Annotated in this window: 20 protein-coding genes and 1 tRNA gene; 10 read left to right on the top strand and 11 right to left on the bottom strand. The window is 68.8% G+C overall.

The window, feature by feature from the left end; genetic code table 11:
* Positions 1-24: 24 nt before the first annotated feature.
* Positions 25-390: a CD225/dispanin family protein gene (locus ACKTTN_RS13490; protein ID WP_407910414.1), complete on the top strand. Its 366-nt coding sequence runs from the start codon at positions 25-27 to the stop codon at positions 388-390.
* Between the two features lie 23 nt (positions 391-413).
* Positions 414-800 carry a DUF2752 domain-containing protein gene (locus ACKTTN_RS13485; protein ID WP_407910413.1) on the top strand — a complete coding sequence of 129 codons (387 nt, stop codon included), beginning with the start codon at positions 414-416 and terminating at the stop codon, positions 798-800.
* On the opposite strand, the gene nudC is transcribed toward ACKTTN_RS13485, so the two are convergent.
* The 3 genes from nudC to ACKTTN_RS13470 all read right to left on the bottom strand — a co-directional run bounded on the left by nudC (position 801) and on the right by ACKTTN_RS13470 (position 2,827).
* Positions 801-1,712, bottom strand: coding sequence for an NAD(+) diphosphatase (gene nudC, locus ACKTTN_RS13480; RefSeq protein ID WP_407910412.1), 912 nt, complete (start codon positions 1,710-1,712; stop codon positions 801-803).
* Positions 1,709-2,077 (bottom strand): iron-sulfur cluster insertion protein ErpA, encoded by a 369-nt coding sequence (erpA, locus tag ACKTTN_RS13475; protein WP_407910509.1) that lies wholly within the window; start codon positions 2,075-2,077, stop codon positions 1,709-1,711. The genes nudC and erpA overlap by 4 nt, the downstream gene beginning before the upstream one ends.
* A gap of 63 nt (positions 2,078-2,140) precedes the next feature.
* On the bottom strand, positions 2,141-2,827 hold the full coding sequence (locus ACKTTN_RS13470) for a DUF6776 family protein (RefSeq protein WP_407910411.1): 687 nt from the start codon (positions 2,825-2,827) through the stop codon (positions 2,141-2,143).
* 95 nt (positions 2,828-2,922) lie between these two features.
* On the opposite strand from ACKTTN_RS13470, the gene ACKTTN_RS13465 reads away from it, so the two are divergent.
* Complete coding sequence (locus tag ACKTTN_RS13465) at positions 2,923-3,519, top strand: DUF4126 domain-containing protein (protein WP_407910410.1); 597 nt, start codon at positions 2,923-2,925, stop codon at positions 3,517-3,519.
* On the opposite strand, the gene bfr is transcribed toward ACKTTN_RS13465, so the two are convergent.
* The 3 genes from bfr to ACKTTN_RS13450 all read right to left on the bottom strand — a co-directional run bounded on the left by bfr (position 3,520) and on the right by ACKTTN_RS13450 (position 4,943).
* Positions 3,520-3,990 carry a bacterioferritin gene (gene bfr, locus ACKTTN_RS13460; protein ID WP_407910409.1) on the bottom strand — a complete coding sequence of 157 codons (471 nt, stop codon included), beginning with the start codon at positions 3,988-3,990 and terminating at the stop codon, positions 3,520-3,522.
* Between the two features lie 79 nt (positions 3,991-4,069).
* Positions 4,070-4,276, bottom strand: coding sequence for a bacterioferritin-associated ferredoxin (locus ACKTTN_RS13455; RefSeq protein WP_407910408.1), 207 nt, complete (start codon positions 4,274-4,276; stop codon positions 4,070-4,072).
* 55 nt (positions 4,277-4,331) lie between these two features.
* Entirely contained in the window at positions 4,332-4,943 is a 612-nt protein-coding gene (locus tag ACKTTN_RS13450) for an RNA pyrophosphohydrolase (protein WP_407910407.1), read from the bottom strand.
* 143 nt (positions 4,944-5,086) lie between these two features.
* Between ACKTTN_RS13450 and ACKTTN_RS13445 the strand changes: the two genes are divergently transcribed.
* Positions 5,087-5,163 (top strand) — tRNA-Met (locus ACKTTN_RS13445).
* 87 nt (positions 5,164-5,250) lie between these two features.
* Here ACKTTN_RS13445 and ACKTTN_RS13440 read toward each other — a convergent pair.
* Entirely contained in the window at positions 5,251-6,264 is a 1,014-nt protein-coding gene (locus ACKTTN_RS13440) for a GGDEF domain-containing protein (protein WP_407910406.1), read from the bottom strand.
* 201 nt (positions 6,265-6,465) lie between these two features.
* Between ACKTTN_RS13440 and ACKTTN_RS13435 the strand changes: the two genes are divergently transcribed.
* The 3 genes from ACKTTN_RS13435 to ACKTTN_RS13425 all read left to right on the top strand — a co-directional run bounded on the left by ACKTTN_RS13435 (position 6,466) and on the right by ACKTTN_RS13425 (position 7,714).
* A complete protein-coding gene (locus ACKTTN_RS13435) occupies positions 6,466-6,765 on the top strand; it encodes a hypothetical protein (protein ID WP_407910405.1) in 300 nt (99 codons plus the stop codon).
* Positions 6,766-6,911: 146 nt separating this feature from the next.
* Positions 6,912-7,298, top strand: a complete 387-nt coding sequence (locus tag ACKTTN_RS13430) for a hypothetical protein (RefSeq protein WP_407910404.1) — start codon at positions 6,912-6,914, stop codon at positions 7,296-7,298.
* Between the two features lie 8 nt (positions 7,299-7,306).
* Entirely contained in the window at positions 7,307-7,714 is a 408-nt protein-coding gene (locus ACKTTN_RS13425; RefSeq protein WP_407910403.1) for a hypothetical protein, read from the top strand.
* Between the two features lie 586 nt (positions 7,715-8,300).
* Here ACKTTN_RS13425 and ACKTTN_RS13420 read toward each other — a convergent pair.
* Positions 8,301-11,219, bottom strand: coding sequence for a VIT domain-containing protein (locus ACKTTN_RS13420; protein WP_407910402.1), 2,919 nt, complete (start codon positions 11,217-11,219; stop codon positions 8,301-8,303).
* A 210-nt stretch (positions 11,220-11,429) separates the two neighbouring features.
* Here ACKTTN_RS13420 and ACKTTN_RS13415 point away from each other — a divergent pair, with 210 nt between their 5' ends.
* Positions 11,430-11,714 carry a hypothetical protein gene (locus tag ACKTTN_RS13415; protein WP_407910401.1) on the top strand — a complete coding sequence of 95 codons (285 nt, stop codon included), beginning with the start codon at positions 11,430-11,432 and terminating at the stop codon, positions 11,712-11,714.
* Position 11,715: 1 nt separating this feature from the next.
* Here the strand turns inward: ACKTTN_RS13415 and ACKTTN_RS13410 are convergent, their stop codons facing one another.
* The 3 genes from ACKTTN_RS13410 to ACKTTN_RS13400 all read right to left on the bottom strand — a co-directional run bounded on the left by ACKTTN_RS13410 (position 11,716) and on the right by ACKTTN_RS13400 (position 16,630).
* Complete coding sequence (locus tag ACKTTN_RS13410) at positions 11,716-12,480, bottom strand: hypothetical protein (protein ID WP_407910400.1); 765 nt, start codon at positions 12,478-12,480, stop codon at positions 11,716-11,718.
* 135 nt (positions 12,481-12,615) lie between these two features.
* A complete protein-coding gene (locus tag ACKTTN_RS13405) occupies positions 12,616-12,891 on the bottom strand; it encodes a hypothetical protein (RefSeq protein WP_407910399.1) in 276 nt (91 codons plus the stop codon).
* A 79-nt stretch (positions 12,892-12,970) separates the two neighbouring features.
* Positions 12,971-16,630, bottom strand: a complete 3,660-nt coding sequence (locus ACKTTN_RS13400) for a PAS domain S-box protein (RefSeq protein ID WP_407910398.1) — start codon at positions 16,628-16,630, stop codon at positions 12,971-12,973.
* Between the two features lie 88 nt (positions 16,631-16,718).
* Here ACKTTN_RS13400 and queD point away from each other — a divergent pair, with 88 nt between their 5' ends.
* Both queD and ACKTTN_RS13390 read left to right on the top strand, forming a co-directional pair.
* A complete protein-coding gene (gene queD, locus ACKTTN_RS13395) occupies positions 16,719-17,081 on the top strand; it encodes a 6-carboxytetrahydropterin synthase QueD (protein WP_407910397.1) in 363 nt (120 codons plus the stop codon).
* A gap of 190 nt (positions 17,082-17,271) precedes the next feature.
* On the top strand, positions 17,272-17,727 hold the full coding sequence (locus ACKTTN_RS13390) for a phasin family protein (protein ID WP_407910396.1): 456 nt from the start codon (positions 17,272-17,274) through the stop codon (positions 17,725-17,727).
* The last annotated feature ends 136 nt before the right edge of the window (positions 17,728-17,863 follow it).

Below are 17,863 nucleotides of genomic sequence, written 5' to 3'. Positions count from 1 at the left end.
CCGCACCGATAAGGACGACCCGCAATGAGTACACCACCGCCCGTAATGCCGCCCCCGTCGCCGATGCCGCCGCAGGCGGGTGGCGTTCCGACGCCGAATTACATGGCGTGGTCGATCGTCGTGACGATCCTCGGCCTCTGCCTGTGCTGCATCGTCGGCTCGATTCCGGGCATCGTCGGCATCGTGTTCGCCAGCAAGGTCAACAGCGCGCTCGACCGTGGCGACTTTGCGGAAGCCAAGCGTAATTCGGACGCCGCCAAGCTGTGGTGCTGGATCGGCACCGGCCTGGTTGCAGTCGGCATCATCTGCAACCTGATCTGGGTGATCACCGGTGGCGCCGCCCATTACATGGAAACGATGCAGCAACTGCAGTCCATGCAGCATCGATGAACGCGATCGACGCCCGACGCACCATGACCGTAACCGCGCTCGGCGCGGCGGCGGTCGCGGGCGTCGGGCTGCTCTACCGCTTCGATCCGAACGCCGCGACGAGCCCGTTCCCGGGCTGCCTCTTCCACGCAGTCACCGGCCTCTACTGCCCGGGCTGCGGCATGACGCGCATGCTGCATGCAGTGGTGCATGGCGACATCGCGACCGCGGCGTCGATGAACGTGCTCGCTCTGATCGGCTTGCCCGTGCTGGCGCTGTTCGCGTTCGAGCAGGCCACGCATCGGCGTGTTCTGCAGGGTGCGACACGTCGCATCGCGTTCGATGGCCGGCTGTGGATCGCGGCCGCGCTCGTCTTCGGTGTGTTGCGCAATCTGCCGTGTGCGCCGTTCACGGCGCTCGCACCGGGCTGATCAGGCCGTCGCTTCCAGCCATTCGCGCAGCAGCCAGTGCGCGATCGACAAGCGCGCGGGCGGCATCAGCAGCGCGCTCTCGGTGTCGCCGCGCGCTTCGGCGGCAAGCGCTTCGACGATCTCATCGCGCTCGAACCAGCGCGCATGCTCGAGCTCATCGCTGACGCGTACTTCGCCGGCGCGCGCCACCGCGATGAAGCCGATCATCAGCGACGTCGGGAACGGCCACGGCTGCGAGCCAAGATAACGACAGGCGAGCACGTGCACGCCGGTCTCTTCCATCACTTCGCGTACGACGGCCTGCTCCAACGTTTCGCCCGGCTCGACGAAACCGGCGATCAACGAATGGCGCTTCGCCGGCCAGCTCGCCTGTCGACCGAGTAACAGCCGCGTGCCCTCGCCGACCGCCACGATGACCGCGGGATCGGTGCGCGGGTAATGCTCGCGTGTGCACCGCAGGCAGCGGCCGAGCCAACCGGCGCGCACGAAGTCCACGTCCCCGCCACAGCTTCCGCAATAGCGATGGCGCAGATGCCAGTGGTGCAGGGCATGCGCAGTCGCGAACGCGCTGGCTTCGGTGAGTGGCCATGTCGCCGCCGCGGTGCGCAGGTCGACGCGCGCATCGCCGAGATCGGCGTGCGTCTGCGCAAACCATCCTTCGCCGCGCGCGTCCAGCCCGAGGAAGTACGCGCCGTCGTGCGACGTACGCAATGCATCGCCACGCGTTACCGCCGCACTGCCCGATGCATCGATGGCGGCGCGTCCCTCGCCATCCAGGCGCAGCACGTGGCCATCGCGCCAGAGCGCTGCCAGCGCGCTCGCATCGCCGCGCAGATGCTCGGCGCGATCCAGCGGCGCGACACAAGGGTTCTCTCCGACGAGCGAGTACGGCGCGCCGGACAGGGGCGTCATGCCGAGAACGAGGATCCGCAGCCGCAGGTGGTCTTCGCGTTCGGATTGCGGATCACGAACTGCGCGCCGTGCAGGCTTTCCGTGTAGTCGACTTCCGCGCCCATCAGGTACTGCAGGCTCAGCGGGTCGACGACGAGGGTGACGCCGTCGGTTTCCACCGCGAGGTCGTCCTCGCCGCGTTCTTCGTCGAATTCGAAACCGTACTGGAAGCCCGAACAACCGCCGCCCTGGATGTACACACGCAGGTTCAGCGACTCGTTGCCTTCCTCATCGATGAGCTGCCGCACTTTCGCGGCCGCAGCGGAGGTGAACGCCAGCGGCCGCTCGAGCGACTGATAGCCCGGCGCCGTCGGCAGGTCGATCATTTCCATGCGCTCAGGATACCAGCGCCGGTCGCAACGCCCGGCCAACGCGGAGCGACGCTGCGTTCAACGGGCGACGCCGGTGTCCGCGGCGGTCGATTCGTCCCAGGTCAGTGCCCGTTCCACGGCGGCGCCTCCGCGCGGCTGCAGGTGCACGGTCACCCGCGACGGCGTGAATCCCGCGGGCAGGAAGACATCGCCGTCGACCTGCTGGAAGTAGCGGAACGAGTACGGCGCGCCGGGCGCCTGCGGCTGCTGGCGCAGCGACGCCCAGTCGAGCGTGCGCAACCGGCCCTGCTGGCTGCCTTCGATCGCAAGTGTCAGCGTGCCGCTGCTGACGGCGGCGCGGTCGAGGTTCTGCGTCAGCACGGCGCTGAAATGCCATGCCCCGCCCGGCTGCCGGTGCAGGCGCAGGTCGTGGACGCTCAGCCCGTGGCGCTGTCCGGTGGCGCCGACCAGCCGCTCGTAGAAGTCGACATCGGCCTTGAGCTGCGCGATCTGCTCCTCGCGGTCGGCCAAGGTGGACTGCAAGCGCGCATTGGCCTCGCGGCTTACCTGGTCCGACCGGGTGAGCGTGGCGACGCGTTGCGCGAGGGCGTTGGACCCGCCGGCGTCGGACGGTGGCCGTCCGCCGCGCGCGACCTGCCACACGCCCCAGGCGCCGAACAGCAGCGCGAGCAGGAAGACGAACAGCGCGGCGACCAGCCCGACCCCGGTGCGGGCGACGGCGGACGACGTCGGACGTGGCGACATGGCGGCCTCGGCGAAGCGGCAGTGGCTGCAGTATGCCCACGCCGCCTGCACGTCGCCCGACGTCCCATGGACGGTGGCGACCCGGAGAGCCCGTCATGCCTGCTGCCCCGCTGTTCGCGCTTGGTCTCGTGCTCGCCTGGCTCGCGGGAATCCGCGTCTATCTCACCGTGTTCGGTATCGGCGTCGCCGGCGCGCTCGGCTGGCTCGACCTGCCGCCCGCGCTGCAGGCCGCGCAGTCGCCGTGGGTGCTCGGGGTGTCGGGCGCGCTCGCGCTCGTCGAGTTCTTCGCCGACAAAATCCCGGGCGTCGATTCGGCATGGGACCTCGTCCACACGCTGCTGCGCATACCGGTCGGTGCGTTCCTGGCGGCGGCCGCGCTGTCGCCCGACGGGCATCTCGGCGCGGGCGCACTCGCCACGGGCGCGGGCGTCGCGCTGGCCAGCCACGGCCTCAAGTCCGGCACACGCGCGTTGCTCAACCTGTCGCCGGAGCCGGTCACCAACTGGGGCGCCTCGGTCGGCGAGGACGCCGCGACCGTCGGACTGCTCGCGCTGCTCATCGCGCATCCGGTGGCCGCGCTGGTGGCGGTGCTCGCGATCAGCCTGCTGGTCGGCCTGGCGATCGCGTGGTTGTGGCGCCGCGTGCGCAGCGTCATGCGGCGGGGAGCGGCAGCGCCGCGGCCCGTCGCCTGATCAGCTCTCGATTTTCGACTGCAGATACAGCGCGTCGCCGAGTCGATCCATCAGCGCGAGCTGCGTTTCGATCCAGTCGATGTGTTCTTCCTCGGACTCGAGGATGTCCGCGAACAACTGACGGCTGACGTAATCGCTGACCTGCTCGCAGTACGCGATCGCCTCGCGCAGCACGGGTAGCGCTTCGTACTCGAGTGCGAGGTCGCAGCCCAGCAGTTCGCGTGGGTTCTCGCCGATTTTCAGCTTGCCCAGCGCCTGGAAATTCGGCAGGCCGTCGAGGAAGAGGATGCGCTCGGACAGCTTGTCCGCATGCTTCATCTCGTCGATCGACTCGTGGTACTCGTGATCGGCGAGTTCCTTCAGCCCCCAGTTCTTCAGCATCTTGGCGTGCAGGAAGTACTGGTTGATCGCGGTCAGCTCGTTGTAGAGCGCGCGATTGAGGAATTCGATGACTTTGGCATCGCCCTTCATGGGCAGGCTCCACGACGCGGAGCGCGAACTCTAAACCCGCGCGACGGGCCGCGGCGTAATGCGAATCGCCCGCGTTGGCTCAGGCAGCGACCTGGAGCACGGGAAGCGGCAGGGCGTGCGCACGTGCCGTGGTTTCGTCGAGGATCGCGGTCGCCATCTCGACACAGCTGCCGCAGGTCGCGCCGGCGCCGGTGCGCATGGTCAGCTCCGGCATGCTGCGGCACCCGGCTTCCGCCGCCTGGCGGATGTCGCGGTCGGTGACGCCGTTGCAGAGGCACACGTACATGAGGGCCGGAAGCGCTGTTGGGACGCCACAAGTCCAACACGAATGAGAATGATTGTCAATTGGAAGCGGGCTCGGGCGCCCCGGCCTGGAGCGGCCCGTAGCCGCCCGACCTCGGCCGCTGGCGTCTCAGCGGGCGGGCGTTGCGGGGGTCGTACGGATCCGGCATCGGTGTCGGAATCGCGGATGCCCCGGCAATCTGCCGGGCCGACGGCGCCAGGTGCCGAAGCGCCCGCGAGTACACGCCGCGCTTGAACGTCACCACGTGATCGAGCGGATACCAGAAGTCGACCCAGCGCCAGTGGTCGAACTCGGGCTTGTCGGTGAGGTCGAGGCAGACGTTCGATTCCTCGCACTTGAGGTGCAGCAGGAACCACACCTGCTTCTGGCCGATGCAGACCAGGCGATCGCGACGCCGGATCGCGCGCTGCGGCAGCCGGTAACGCAGCCAGCCGGGCGTGGCGGCGAGCACGTCGACGTGCTCCGGCAGCAGGCCGGTCTCTTCACGCAGCTCGCGATACATCGCCTCGAGCGGCGTCTCGTCGGTGTTCATGCCGCCCTGCGGGAACTGCCAGCCGTCGCGATGCACCCGACGCGCCCAGAACACGCGCCCATCGGCGTTCATGATCACGATGCCCACGTTGGGGCGGTAGCCGTCCGGATCGATCACGATGCGGACCTCGATTGCTTAGGCACTAAGCCATTGCGATCGACTCTGCCACGCGGGCCAGTGGACAACAAGCGAACGCCGTAGCGCGACACCGGTCATTGACAGCCAGCGGCCGAACCGGAAGAATTCGCGGTTCACCGCATGGCTATGTAGCTCAGCCGGTTAGAGCACAGCACTCATAATGCTGGGGTCGGTGGTTCGAGTCCACCCATAGCCACCAGCGGTCGATCGGCAAAACCCCGCGAACGCGGGGTTTTTTGTTGCCTGGCGGTCGCGTTTCGGATGCGGGCTCTCTCGCTCGTGCGCGCTACCCCGCTGCGGCGCCCTCGACGTTCGTTTCGAGCGGATCGTCGACATCCACCACCCGATCGCGGCCGGACGTCTTCGCGCGGTGCATCGCGCTGTCGGCGCGGGCGAGCCACGTGGCCGCATCGTCGATCGGCCGCTTCGCTGCATAGCCTATCGAGCAGGTGATCTGCACTTCGCGCAGGCGAACGTCGCGGCGGATGGCGGCCCCGAGAGCGCGCAGCCGCGTCCCGGCATCACCACGCGACGTCGCAGGCAACAGCACGACGAACTCCTCGCCGCCGAGCCGATACACACGGCCGCTGTCGCCGAGATGCGAACGGATGGCCGCGGCGGTCTCGCGAAGCACGCGATCGCCCGCGGCGTGGCCGTACGCATCGTTGATCTTCTTGCAGTGATCAAGATCCAGCACGGCGAGAACACTCGGCGCATGCCGCGCGCGAATGGCGCTACGCAGTGCATCGTCCATCGCGCGCCGGTTGCCGGAGTCGGTCAAGGGATCGCGCGTCGCCAGGCGTCCGAGCAGGTGCCTCAGCGTTTCGACATGCCTGGCCACGACGTACGACAGCACGGTGATGAGCGCGCCGCAGAGACCGAACGCGAGTTTGGCGTCGGGAGCACCGAACGGCCCGGTGAACGCGAACGCATTGACCAGCATCGCGATCGAGACGACGAGCGCCAGTCGCGGGCGACTGATCGCGAACGCGGTGATGATGATCGGGAACACCCAGCCGAGGCCATTGATCCCGGCCACGTGCATGTTGATCGACGCGAACACCGCATTGACCAGCACCAGCGCGTCGCCGGGCCCCGCGCTTGCGTGAAAGCGGTGGACCGCGACCAGCACCGCGAGCAGGCATGCGACCCAGCCCGCGTCGATCAGAACGATGGCCTCGTGGCCGGCCCACCCGTGCAGTCGCCCGACGAGCAGCAGCTCGACGACGAACATCCAACCGATCCATGCACGAAGCCGGTAGCGATACCGCGCGTCGATGTCGTCGAGCGTCGGGGGCATGGCGGGCTCGGGTTGCATGACGCTGCACTGGCGAATGCGGCGCCGACTTGCAATACGACACGCGTCGACACGGACGCGGCGACCGTTCGTCGGGAGCACGCTGCCACGCACGGCATCGTGCCCACGGGCACTCGATCGGCCCACGCGGTCATTGCCGTTGGATTCAGCAGTGCCACTAGCCGAGCGTGCGAGCATTGCCCCATGGCCGGCCGCCCGCGGACCACCGACGACCTGTTCCTCGAACTCGAGCTGCTGCGGCATGCGCAGTCGCAGTGCCGCGAAGCCGAGCAACGCGTCTGGGAACTCGTGAAGGCGCGCTCGCCGGAACTCGCCTTGCTGCTTCTCGACTTCTGGAGGCATGACGAAGCCGCCGTGGCGCGATGGCTATGCACCAAGCGCGACGATGCATCACCCGCGGAGCTCATCGACCGTGGACGCGTGAAGGAAGTGATCGCGCAGGTGAAATGGGCGGCGAGCAGCGCTTACATCGGCACGGTGTAACGAGCGCAATGCACCGTCTAACCAGCATGCGTTGCAGCTAAAGCGCTGTACGGACACGCGTGGCGCTGTGCTGCACGAAGGTGCATGTGCGACCGGCGGTCGGTGCCGTCGTGGCTGCAGCTCTACCCTCGACGCGGGAGGCCGCTATGAACGTCGATGTCCGTGTCGAGGACGATGCCCTCGTTCTTCGCGTCGAAGGCGACGCATCGCTGGCGCAAGTGCGCGCCGCCGCGTTCGATGCCGTGTTGACGTGCCGCGATCGCGGCCTGCGTCGGCTGCTGATCGATGTGCTCGATGCGCGTATCGACCAACCGCCAGTGCTCGTACAGCGCATCGACATCGTGCAGGAATGGGCGGAAGCGGCGCCAGACGGATTTTCCATCGGCCTGGCCGCGCCGGAAGCACTGCTTCGACCGGATCGCGCGGGACTTTACGTCGCGTCGCACCTCGGCCTCGACGCGCGCGTATTCACCGGCCGTGCCGAAGCGAAACGGTGGCTCGAACAACCGTCAGCGCAATCAACGCACTCCTGAGGCTCCGCATGGATACCGTCCACCACATCGAAGACGACTGCCTGGTCGTGCACGCGGCCGGGCCGCTCACGTTGGTCGAAGCACGCCACATCGCGCTCGACGCGATCGGGGAGGCGAAGTCGCTCGATGTGCGGCGCGTGCTGTTCGACTTCAGCGATGCGGAGGTGACACCCATCCCCACGCTGGCCGAACGTTTCGAGATCGTGCGCGAATGGGCCGATGCCGCACCCGCCTCGTTCACGATCGCCATCGCCGCCCGCGAAGAGTTGCTGGATCGCGATCGCATCGGCCAGATCATGGCGTCGCGACTTGGGCTGCAGGCGCACGTGTTCGAGGACCCGGTCGACGCACTGCTGTGGGTGAAGCGCAACCGCGTCCCGCGCGCCTTGCTGCTGGACAATCCGCTGTACCACTAGCCGGGCCGGTCGATTCGCTGATGCCGGCAGCGGGCGCGACGGTATGACGATCCGTTGGCGACACGCGGCATCGCGCTTGCGCTCATCAGTGTGCGTTCGAGCGTCGTGGTCTGGGATGGGTGACGATCGCGGGCAACGCCTGCAGCGAGACCGTGCTCCGCGCATGTGCGGGCTTCGGACTTTTCCTACCCGCAGGCGCGGCATAGCCGGATAGCGACGACGCCACGCGAGGCCGAGCATGAGCCTCGCCCCGGCGCCTGCGATCGAGCCGACCGGGAACACGGCGACGGACGCAGGAGCAGCGTGCCGGTGCCGGGGCGTCCCTGGAGAAACCCGATGTCCACCCATCGCCTACGCCGCAATCGCACCGCCCTGCTGACTTCGCTGGGGATCGCGTTCGCGTTGGCGAACCTTGTCGGTGCCGTGCTGCTCGCGATTCGCTGAGCGCGCGCCGCCGAACGGCATCGATGCGATGCACCCGGCGACGGTTTGTCGATGGCGACGCCCGCGAAAATCTGCGCACTCCGACAACAGCGCTATCGGCCCGACGCGCTCGTAACGCGTCGGGCCGGTCTGCCGCCGTCCGCTACTTCACCTCGAACTCGCCGACGAAGATCGTTTCCTTCTGGTCGCGCAGGCGCAGCGTGACGCGCTGGTCCTTCTGCTTCGACGTGCCGAAGTGCGTGCTCAGCCAGAGTTGCAGCGTGGTCGCACCGGTCACGACCTGCTGGCGGTCGCCGAAATAGTTGGCTTCGATCTTGTAGCGGCCGGGCTTGGCGGTCCGCAGCGCGAATTCTTCGGGACCATAGCCGCCGGTGAAGTCCAGCGACATGTGGCCGCCCTGGTACGTCAGCCGGTGCGCGTAGTAGGCCTTCTCGCCGTTCGGATCCGTGACCCACAGGTCCATGTCGCTGTCGTCGGCGTCCCAGCTGAGCACCGCGCGCAGGTCGAGCGGCATGTTGCGAACCAGGTCGGCCGGAATGCGATGCGTATCCAAGGACTTCGGCGACGTCGCGATCAGCGCGTTGAGTTCGGCAAGCGCGGTCACCTCGATGCCGGGGAAGCGGCCGTCCCAGGTTCCGGCGACAACTTCGTACAGCAGGTCGATCGCCTTCTGCCGGTCGCCGATCGCCGCGTAGGCATGCGCGAGGTCGCGGTAGCTCTGCGGCTCGTCGTCGCTCATGGCAAGCACCTGTTCGAGCACGGGCACCGCGAGGTCGGCGCGGCCCGCCTGCATCAGCCGGTAGCCGAGCACGCGCAGCACGTGTCGGTTATCGAGATCCATCTCGGCGACGTTCGACAGCACGCGCAATGCGAGGTCGTCGCGCTTGCGGTCCAGCAGCACGTCCGCGACGTCGAGGTAGAACGCCGTGCCCGGCTCGGCGCGCGCGCGTTCGTCGAGATACGCGGCGTACGCGGCGTCCGCATCCAGCCCGCGCAGGCGACGCGCGAACGGGGAATCGGGCGTCCACGGCTGCAATTGCACGCCGATTTCGGTGCCGGCCTCGGCACGTTCGGCGTCGCTCATGCGGCTTCCGGTGACCTGCACGCGATCCAGCGACTCCGCGCGACGCGCGGACTGCTGCGAACGCTCCCGCTGCTCCGCCTGCGCCGCTTGCGCCGCAGACGCGGCGTCGGCCGCCTGTGCCATTTCCATCGCGGCAGGCGGCGGCGGTGCGGACGGTGCGGGAGCCGGCGGCGGCGCGAAGCCAACGGCGCCGCGCATCTCCTCGCGCTTCGGCTTCGGCGGCGCGCCCTTCGGGAACGGCGTCGACCACCATTCGATGCGCTCGTTCCACTGGCGTCGCACGGTGTCGAGCTGCTTGCTGCGCGCTTCGTCGCGTCGCGTCGCGTTCGCGCGCATGAGGCGCGCGTAATCGTCGCGGAGTTCGTCCGGCGGCGTGATCGCGTAGCGCACGTAGTCGTCGACATTTTCGAGGACGATCAGCGAACTGCCCGGCGTGACGATTCCGAAGTCGCTGCCGACGCGAGCGATCGCGGCCCGGTTGCGCTCGGGTGCTTCCATCAGCTTCGCGACGTCGTAGTTCGCCCACAAAGGCGCAGCGGCTTCGCCTTCGACCGCGTCGCTCAGCGGGACGTCTATGCGCGCGTGCTCATACCCACGGGCGACGTCGAGCGTGATTCGCGGATTCGCGTCGGTAAGGCGACCGGCGATGCGCAGCATACCGTTGCGAACGATCGCGGACTCGGCGATCACATCACCCGCACCGACAGCGTCGATGCCGACGATGCGCGGCAGGTCCTGCAGCAGCTCATCGTGCGCGGTCCGCACGTCCGCAACGTTGTCGAGCCGAATCGCGACGCCGCCACGCGCCTCGGCCAACGCCTTGAGTCGCGCCGCATCGCCGGCAACGCCCGCCTGCACGGTGTAGAGGCGCTGGCGTGCACCAAATGCCGGGAATGTCGCGTCACCGTAGTTGAACAGGCCGTCGCTGAAGAGCAGCACGTCCCCCGCATCAGCAGGCGGCGTCCAGCCGCGCAGAGCGGTCGCACCGTCGTAGATCGTCGTTTCCAGCGCCTTGCGGAGCGCGCTCCAGTCGCCGGTGCGGATGGTGAAGTGCGTGGCCGGCTCGACGGTGTCGCGGAAGCGCACGAGGTCGACGTCGATCGATCGGGTTCCGTGGAAATACTCGTCGAGCAGCGCGAACTCGAGGTCGTGCGCACGATGCGCGCCGGACGCCGAGCTGTCCCACAACAGCACCATCTTCGACGGAAACGCGCGCGATTCGGGTTGCAATGCCACCGGCACATCCGCGGCGAAGTAGCGCTCGCCGCGCCATGTCTGCACCTGCGCCAACGGCGCTGCGACGGCAGGGAACACAACGCGCACGGCGCGACCGCGCGCGATGTCACCCGCGCGCAGGGTCGTTTCATAGCGACCGCGCCCACGGCGTTCGAACACCAGCGTGCGTACGGCACCTTCGATGCGCGGCGCGTCGGTGGCGCGGACCAGCAGCGGGACCGCGTCCAGACCGGCGGCGAATGCGGTCGGCAGCCGCACCGACGTGCCGTTCGCCGGCAGCGCTTCCGACAACACGACGCGAACGCTGCGCGTTCCATGCGGCGCGAACGGATAGATGCGCAGGCGGAAATGTTCGCCCTGCGACTGCTCGAGCAGCCCCGGATCCGCACCGCGACGTTCGATCGCCTCGAGCACCTGCCGACCGCGCTGCTTCTCGATCGGCACCGCCGCGCGCATGTGGCCGTCGATGTCGAGGGCGAACGCGACGACCTGCTGGCCGGGTTGCAACGGGAAATCGAGATTGCCTTCCAGCGTTCGCGCCGACGGGTTGCGGAAGGTCATGTCGAGCGTGGTGCGCACCGTGCCACCCGCGTGCTCCACGGCGATCGACGCCCGCTCCAGCCGGACGGGCGCATCGGCGTCCGCGGTCGAGATGAGTGGCGCGGTGATGTCGCGTTGCGCCAGTGCGGTGCACGGCAAGGCGGCGAAAGCGCAGGCGAGTACGGCGATGAGCGATCGCATGAGCGGCTGATCCGTTGAAAGTCCCCGACTCCAACGTAGCCGAAGAGCCGCCGGGGTTACAGCCGCTTGAAGCTCCAGTCGGGACCACCAAGGTCACCGCGGCGTCACTGAGCCGCACCCGGGATGAACAGGGCGCGGATTCGGCGGTCGCGTCGACGCGACGTGCAGTGGCTGCGTGCGAGCCTCGGGTCTCCGGAGCGGGAGGTCGGCATGGTCCGCAATACGCGAACGCTGATGATGTACGGCCTGCTCGCTGCCGCGACCGCGGCCGTGCTCGGCAGCCGCGTGATGCCGGCGCCGCGAAGCGACGGGTCGCCGCTGCTCGCGCTCGTGCCGGACCTGGTCGGGCTCGGTGCGCTGGAAACGCAGGTTTGGAAGCAGGCTACGCCCGGCACGGTGGCTCCGCCGGTGGTCGCCGATCAGCCGCTCGAAGGCAATCGCCACCCGCGCGGACCGCGCGAGTCGCGGGACACGCTCGACCGCCCGACACGTTGATTCAGACGCGCACGTCCTCGGCGCGCGGGAATACCGCGGGCTCGGGCGCGGTCACCTGAAGCAGCACGGCCAGCGCTTCGCGCAGCGGTTCGCCGAGCTGCGGGCCGTCGTACTCGTCGGCGTTGTCCTCGACCGCAAGCGCGGCATCGGCGCGACGCAGCCACTGCGGCACGACCACGTCACGGACATGCGCGTAGCGGGCAAGCAGCAGTTCGTCGTACTGGCGTACCAGCCGCATGTGCGCGATCGCGACGTCCCACGAACTGACCAGCATGGTGAGGTGATCGAGCCGACGCCCCATCGCGTCCGGGCGCGTGCTGGCGTCGACCGCGAACGCGTCGTAGGCCTCGCGCCCGCGCTCGGCGATCTCCGCCAGACGGGCGCGCTGGCGCGCGATATGCGCGCTGGCTTCGTCGAGTTCACGGACGTGGGCAAGCACGTCGAGCGCGCGGCGCTCGGCGAGCTGCAGGCGGATGCGGACATGCTCGTGCGCCTGGCGCGCGCGCGCCTGTGCGGAGAGGTCACGCCCGAGCAGGCGTCCGACGATCGTGCCGCGGCGTGGCGCGGTGCGCGAATCGGCGACCTCGAGGGCCTGCACGATCGCGCCCAGCTCGTCGAGCAGGCCGGAGGCGCTGCGGCGTTCGATGAGTGCGGTCGCGCGATCGAGGTCGACCTGACAGATGATCTCCCGATCGACCCGACCCGCCGGGTCCTGGTCGCTCCCCTCGATCGCCTCGGTCGCGGTCTGGAGCAGGTGGGGCGTCACTTCGACTCCTGGGTCGCGCGATCGCACGACCGACGGGCGGGCGCTTCCCGCATGCCGGCGCGGACCGTGATGGCGCGCACAGTCTCGAGTGTATACCGATCTTCGCCGCGCGCGGGGTGCGCTGTGTCGCGATCCCTAGTGCAGGGTCACGCCCTCGACGCGGCGGCGGCGCATGCGCTCCAGCAGGAGCCGGGCGCCTTCGCGGACACGTTCGCCCACGATGCGCGCCACGAACTCGCAGTCATCGTCCGACAGTCCCGGCCCCGGCGCGGGCAGGGTGTCCGTCAGCGGCACCGCGCGATAGCGTCCGCGTCCGCCACCGCGGAGGGCGACGACCGTGACGCCGGAGACGTGCGTCGCGGTCGCGTGGGCGAGATCGAGGGTCCAGTCGGACGACATCGTGGCGGACATGGCACGCAACTCCACGGAGACCATGCCCTTCTACGCAGCGCGCCATGAAATCGACATCAATGCAGCGTTATGGAATCCGTCAGGACACGGCGGACGCGTAGCGATGAATGCGGTCCACCGCGGCCTGCACCGCTTCCGCGCTCACCGGCTTGGTCAGGTGCAGGTCGAACCCTGCCGCGGCGGCCTGTTGTTTGTCGGCCTCGCCGCCCCACCCGCTCACCGCCACCAGCATCATCGACTCACCGCCCTCGCGTGCGCGCAGGCGGCGCGCGAGCTCGTAGCCGTTCATCACCGGCATGCCGATGTCGAGGAAGGCGATCTCCGGCTGGAATTCGTCGACCAGTCGAAGGCCATCCAGCGCCGAATACGCGACGCACGTGGCGTGCCCGTCGAGCTCCAGCATCATGCCGAGCGTTTCCGCGGCGTCCTGGTTGTCGTCGACGACCAGGACGCGACGCCGTGCCTGGGCGCCGGTCGACATCGCGGGCGCCGCTTCGATTGCGGCGAAATCCGGCGCCAGCGGCAGGCGCACGACGAACGTGCTGCCACGCCCGAGGCCCTCGCTGTGCGCGGTGACGGTGCCGCCGTGCATGTCGACCAGTCGGCGCGCCAGCGCCAGCCCGATACCGAGCCCGCCCTGCGCACGGTCCAGCGTGCGGTTGACCTGCGCGAACATGCCGAACACCGCGCCCAATGCATCCGGCGGAATCCCGAGGCCGGTGTCGGACACCGAGACGCAGGCGCATTCGTCGCAGTCGTAGACGCGCAGGGTGATGTCGCCGCCGTCCGGCGTGTACTTCGCCGCGTTCGTGAGCAGGTTGCCCATGACCTGCGCGATGCGTGTTGGATCGGCGTCGATCCAGAGCGGCGCGTTCGGCAGCTCGAGGTGCAGGCGATGCCGCGCGCCTTCGATCTGCGGCCGCGCCGATTCGATCGCGGCAAGCGCGGCGTCCTGCAGCGAAATGCGATCGCGCTGCAGCACGACCTTGCCGCTCGTGATGCGCGATACGTCGAGCAGGTCGTCGATCAGCCGCACCATGTGGCCGAGCTGGCGCTCCATCATTTTCCGCGTGCGCCGCGCGGTCTCGGCGTCCTCGGTGAGGTTGAGGACCTGCAGGCCCGTCCGGATCGGCGACAGCGGATTGCGCAACTCGTGCGCGAGCGTGGCGAGGAATTCATCCTTGCGACGATCGGCTTCGCGCAGCGCTTCTTCGGCTTCGCGACGTTCGGTGACGTCCATCACCGCGCCGATGTAGCCGAGGAATTCGTCACCGGGCCCGAGACGCGGACGCGCCGACACGTGCAGCCAGCGGTACACGCCGTCGCCGCGCAGCGCGCGGTACTCGTCGGAAAACGCACGCTGCTCGCGCGCGGCCTCCTCGAACGCGGTCGAGTAGCCGTACAGGTCGTCGGGATGCACGACGGCCTTCCAGCTGTAGCCCAGCTCGTCCTCGTACGAGCGCCCGGTGAACTCGGTCCAGCGCCGGCTGACGTAGCTGCAACGTCCGTCAGCCTCGGCGACCCAGATCATGATCGGCGCGGTGTCCGCGAGCTGGCGGAAACGCGCTTCCGACTCACGCAGCGCGACCAGCGACTTCGCACGTTCGATCGCAGGCCACAGTCGGGCGACGACTTCGCGCAGCAGCTGCATCTCGTCGGCGCGCCAGTCGCGCGGTTCGCCGGCGGCGACGGTGAGTGTGCCCGCTAGCCGGCCTTCGATGACATACGACGCTGCGGCGAGCGCGGCCGTGCCGTATGGCAGGTAGTTGAGCGCGAACGGTGCGGTGAGCGGGTCGCTGCGCAGGTCGCGGACCGCGACCGCCTCGCCCGATGCGAGCGTCGCGCCGAGTTCGCTGGTGAAGAACTCGCGTGCGTCGAAGCTGCCCGATACGCGCGGCGCGCCGTTCGTCCATTCGTGCAGCGTGCGGATGCGCCACTGTTCGACGTCGATGTCCGACAGCGTGCAACGCAGCAGGCCGAGGTGCTTGCCGAGCAGGCGAAGACCGGTGTCGGCGACGTCATCGGCGCTGGATGCGCGACCGATGTGGCGATCGAGCTCGGCGAGGAACGCCGCGGCGATGTCGGCGCGCTTGCGATCGGTGATGTCGGTGTGCGTCTGCATGACAGACTGTGGCTGGCCGGTCGCGTCGCGCGTCAGCACCCAGCGTGCGTGGATCACGCGCGGCTCGCCGTCCTTGCGGTGATGCACCACTTCGCCTTCCCAGCGTTCGCGCTCCAGCAGCGCGGCGCTGATTTCGACGAGCGGCATCGGAAAGCGCGAATCGAGCAGGTCACGCGCGATGCGGCCGATCGCTTCGGCCTGCGTATAGCCGTACAGCCGCGCGCAACTGTCGTTCCAGTAGGTGATGCGGCCGTCGAGGTCGCGGATGAGGATCGCATCGCTGGTGAGGTCGAGCAGGCGCGCCTGTTCGGCGAGGCGGCGTTCGTTGCGACGTTGCGCGGTGATGTCGCTGATCGTTCCGAGCACCGAGGTCGGGATCCCGTCCTCGTACAGCGCACGCCCGCGGGCTTCCACCCACAGTTCGCTGCCATCGGGTCGGCGTACGCGGAACTGGCTTTCGAACAGCGTGTGGCGTTCGATCGCCTCGACCAGCGTGGTGCGCACGCGCAGCAGGTCTTCCGGATGCAGCAGCGTCGCCGCGCCCGCACGCGTGTGTTCGATTGCCGTTTCCGGGATGCCGGTGACGCGCGAGCATTCCGGCGAGAACGCCATCGCGCCGGTGCCGAGGTCGATCTTCCACAGACCGGTGTCCGACGCTTCGAGCGCGAGCCGGAGTCGCGTCTCGCTCATGCGCAATGCGTGCTGCGCGCGTCGCTCGTCGGCCACCACCGCCAGCACCAGCGTCGATGCCGCCATGACCGTGATGAACACCTGCAGGTCGACGTAGCGCGCGTGGATGTCGGCGATCGCGAACGGCCCGTAGCCGAGCGTGGTGCCGGCGACGGCGATCATCGTGATCAGGAAGCACGCCGCGCTCGCGCCGCGCAGACGCAACGACAATGCGGCCCAGATCAACGGGCAGTACGCGATGAACGTGTACATGCGCTCGTCGTGGCGCAGGAAGACGTACGCGGCGATCGCTGCGGAGATGGCCAGGCAGGCCACGAACTCGCCCCACCACTGCGCGGTGCGTGGCCAGCCGCTGCGCGCCCAGGCCAGCACCATGGTGCCGACGATCAACACGCCGGTGACGTCGCCCAGATACCAGTGACTCCACATCAGCCAGACGCGGTCGGCGTCCAGATGCAGCGGCAGGGCGATCGAGAGCGAACCGATCGTCGACGCGATCGCGGCGATCGATGCGGATACCAGAGCGAACAGCAGGAAGTCGCGGAACGATTCGAATGCGGGGTTGAAGCGCGTGCGCTCCAGTGCGACGTGGCCGCTGTACGTCGCGAGCGCGTTGCCGAGCGCGACCAGCAGCAGCACCCACGGCGGATTCGGCGACCCATTGAGCAGCGCACCGCCGAGATAGCCGAGCACGACGCCCGGCCAGAGCCGCCGCCCGCACAGGACGAATACCGCCAGCGCGACACCGGCGGCGGGCCACAACGGCGATGCAACGCCGCGCGTCATCCCCCAGCGCAGGCCCATGAACGCCAGCGGCGCGTAGACGGCGGCGAGCGCGAGGATGCCGGCGAGCGTCGTCCAGACCCCGCGATCCCGGCGGGCCGGGGTGCGGTCGAGCGCAGCAGGGGTCGGGACGGAATCGGACACGGGAGCCGGTCGAAGCCGCAACGGCTTTACGGTAGCAGAGGGTCCCGGGCAGTCCGCCAGCCCGGACGCCGCCCGTACAATGGTTGTGATGGACATCTTTAAAGCCTTCACGTTGGAGGCGGCGCACCGCCTGCCGAACGTGCCGCCGGGCCACAAGTGCTCGCGCCTGCACGGCCATTCGTTCCGCGTGGAGATCCACGTGTCGGGCGAGCCTGGTGCGGACACCGGCTGGGTGATGGACTTCGCCGACCTCAAGGCCGCGTTCCAGCCGCTCTACGACCGGCTCGACCACAACTACCTCAACGACATCGAGGGGCTGGACAACCCGACCAGCGAGCGACTCGCCGCCTGGATCTGGGAGCGGTTGAGCCCGGAGTTGCCGCTGCTGTCGGAGGTCGTCGTCCACGAGACGTGCACCTCGGGCTGCCGGTACCGCGGGCCCGCGGGCTGAAGCCACGCGGCGTCGGATCGCGCCGCCGGAGTCGCACCTCTCCGTCTACCGCCGCGCGCCCGGCGACAGCCGCTCACGTCCCTGACGGGCTGACAACGGCCGACCAGCGGTTGTTGCACTGCACCATGGCCAGGGCTATGCTGCATCGCACCATCCCGCTGTATCGGCCATCCAGGCCTAGGAGCCCGCCATGTACGCACAGTTCAACGAGCAGTTCGCCGCGGCCACCCGTCAGTTCGCCGACACGGCCGCCCGCATCAACCGCCTCACCCTCGAGAACGCCGAGGCCATCGTCGGCCTGCAGCTGGCGGCCATCGAGGAGCGCACCACCGCGACCTTCGCCTTCCTCGGCGAGGCTGCTCAGGTCCGCGACTTCGACGGCGCCAAGAACCTTTGGCCGCGCGGCGCGCAGATCGCCCGCGAGAACATCGAGCGCACGCTGACCACCGGCCAGGACGTCCTCGGCCGCGTCGCCAAGGTGCAGGAATCGGTCGCGCAGATCGCCAAGGGCCAGCTCGAGGCCGTGACGCGCAGCGCCAACGACACCGTCCGCCAGGCGCAGGACCAGTTCACGCAGGCCACCAACGGCGCCGTGAAGGCGACCGAGCAGGCCGCCGCTGCGGCGACCGGCAAGGCTGCGAAGTAAGTCTCTCTCTCCAGCTCCCACTGGAACCGAACCCGGCAGCTCAGGCTGCCGGGTTTTTTTGTGCCCGGGAAAACCGGCGGCCGCATCGCGCGTCACCCGCAACGACGGGCCGGGGTAACGGAACGGGTCGACGTCA

It is taken from the genome of Lysobacter claricitrinus, from assembly GCF_045866565.1.
Taxonomy (GTDB): Bacteria; Pseudomonadota; Gammaproteobacteria; order Xanthomonadales; family Xanthomonadaceae; genus Cognatilysobacter; species Cognatilysobacter claricitrinus.
This window is presented reverse-complemented; position numbering and strand designations above follow the sequence as displayed.